This window comes from Rhizobacter sp. P3_B12 (genome assembly GCF_056402895.1).
Genome location: NZ_JBFUGN010000908.1, coordinates 1 through 2485, shown reverse-complemented (window position 1 = coordinate 2485; position 2485 = coordinate 1). Strand labels below are relative to the sequence as shown.

General features: G+C 71.3%; 2 protein-coding genes and 1 pseudogene. All 3 read left to right on the top strand.

What is annotated here, in order from left to right; genetic code table 11:
• Positions 1–767 (top strand): annotated as a pseudogene (locus AC1D01_RS29895) (hypothetical protein); the annotation flags it as partial.
• Positions 764–1738 carry a DUF5672 family protein gene (locus tag AC1D01_RS29890; RefSeq protein ID WP_477872896.1) on the top strand — a complete coding sequence of 325 codons (975 nt, stop codon included), beginning with the start codon at positions 764–766 and terminating at the stop codon, positions 1736–1738. The pseudogene AC1D01_RS29895 and the gene AC1D01_RS29890, both read left to right, overlap by 4 nt.
• Positions 1735–2485 (top strand): hypothetical protein (locus tag AC1D01_RS29885; protein WP_477872895.1); only part of this gene is annotated, 751 nt, incomplete at its 3' end. The genes AC1D01_RS29890 and AC1D01_RS29885, both read left to right, overlap by 4 nt.

Genomic DNA, 2485 nt, shown 5'->3' with positions numbered 1-2485 from the left:
ACCCGGCGCATCCGGTGCGCACGCTGTGGCGCCTGCTCAAGTACCACGGCCGGCGCAGGGAGCGCCGCTACCGCACCTTCCCCGGCCTCAACACGCCGCTGGCGACGCGTCGCGACCTGCAGGGCGCCATCGTCATCTACCCGGAGATCGTCGATGGCAACCCGCTGCGCGCCGGCCATGTGATCCGCTGGCTGCTGCACAAGCCCGGCTTCCACACCGGCCGCGTCAAGTTCGGGCCGGGCGATCGCTTCTTCTACTACCTGAAGGCCTTCGACGATCCGGCGCTGAACCCGGATGGCGACAACCTGCTCAGGGTGCCAGCGTTCAGCCTGCGCCATTTCGCGCAGAAGAATTTCGGCCCGCGCGAGGGCAGCTGCTACCTCCTGCGCAAGGGCAAGGACCGTCCGCTGGTGCACGACCCCGCCGGGTCGATCCTCGTCGACGGCATGTCGAATGCCCAGATGGCCGAGGTGTTCAACCGCGTCGGCACCTGCATCTCCTACGACACCTACACCCTGTTCTCGTCCTTCGCGGCGCTGTGCGGCTGCGTGTCGGTCGTGGTGCCGCAGGAGGGCGTCACCAAGGAACAGTGGTTTGCGGATCCGCGCGACCGCTACGGCCTGGCCTGGGGCTTCGACGACGTCGACGAGGCCCGGCGCACGCAGCCACTGCTGCGGCAGCATTTCGAAGACCAGGCCGAGGAGGCACGCGCCAGCGTGCGCCGCTTCATTGCCCGGTGTGCCGACTACTTTCCCGCAGAACGATGACGGTCCTGCGGCTGCCCCGGGTCACGCTGTGCTGCGTCGATTCGACGCCGCGCCTGGCGTGGTCGCTGAAGGCCCTGCGGCATTGCCTGGCCCAGGTCTCGTGGGGAGACGCCTTCCTGTGCACCGACCGCGCCTCGCTGGCCGGCCATGCCGTGCCGGACGGCGTGCGCTGGGTGGAGATCGCGCCGCTGKACACCATAGAGGCCTATTCCGAGTTCATGCTCAAGGGGCTCGCGCCGCACCTGCGCACCAGCCACCTGCTGGTCGTGCAATGGGACGGCTACGTGCTGAACCCGGCGGCCTGGCGCGACGAGTTCCTGTCGGTCGACTACATCGGCGCGCCCTGGAACCACGTCCCGCAGCCGTGGAAGGTCGGCAACGGCGGCTTCTCGCTGCGTTCGGCGGCGCTGCTGCAGTCCTTGCAGGATCCGTCGATCCGCGCCGAGCATCCCGAAGACCTGTGCATCTGCAAGACGAACCGCGCCGCGCTGGAAGCGAAGGGCTTGCGCTTCGCGCCGCTGGCGATGGCCGAGCGCTTCGCCGTCGAGGACGGTCCGCTGTCGGCCGATGTGTTCGGTTTCCACGGGCCGTACCACCTGCCGTCGCTGCTGCCGCCGGGCGAGGTGCTGGCCTTCGTCGAATCGCTGCCGACGCGCGCGCTGCGTGCGCACTATTTCGGCAGCCTGCTGCGCGAACTGGTGCGGGGGGCACGGCGCGATCCGGCGCTGCGGCCGGCGCTGGCGGCCTTCCGGCAGCTGGTGCTGCGGGCGATCGACGAGTYCGACGATGCCGCCAGCCTGTCGCCGCAGGCGCTCGGCATGCTGAAGGCGCTGATCCGCCACGGCCCGCACGACGGCGCCGCCCGGCTGCTGGCGCGGCGGCGTGCCGCCTCGGGCCGGCGCTTCGGCGAGCCGAAGCTGTGGCTGCGGCTGCAGTTCAACGCACTGCGTTCGGCAGTGCTCGCCCGATGACGGCCGGGCCGGGTTGGCTCGAGCGCTATGCAGGCGCCACCTGGACGCCGCCATTCCCGCAGGCGCTGCCGTCCAACGCGCAGGCCTTCGCGGCCGCGGCGTCGCCCTGGAAGGCGGCGCGCCGCCGTGCGTTGCGCGAGCTGAACCTGGCGTGGCACGGGCAGGGCCGGTTGCTGCAGCAGCGCCTCGACACGGCACGACACCGCCGCGTGCTGTGGATCCACCAGGGCACGCCGCAGGTCGGCGATTCGCTGATGGACCTCGCGGCGCGGGTGCTGCTGCAGGATCGCGTCGCGCGGCTGGACCTGCTGACCGATGCGCATCTGCTGCCGCTGTACCGCAGCGATGCGGTGTTCTCGAGCGTCGCTTCGTCGGCACGCGAGCTGCCGGCCGACGGCTACGACCTGGTGCTGCTGCACAGCATGGCGTCGCGTTCGGTGCGCGACAAGCTGCGGCACTTCCGCCACGTGCCGTTCGTGCATGTGCAGGGCTGCTACACCGGCCCCGAGTTCAACCGCACGCTGTTCGGCTTCTACCGGCTGGCGCAGTTGATGGGCCTGCCGGGTGCGGTGCTCGAGGCGGTGGCCCGCCCGACGATGCAGACCTCGCTGGCCGAGCAGGCCGCGATCGCAGCGCTGGCGATCCCGTCCGGCGCGATCGCGGTCGCGCTCGGCGGCGTGCGCGACTGGCGCACCTACACCCGCTGGGTCGCGGTGCTGCGGGGCCGGGCGGCGACCGGCCGGGTGC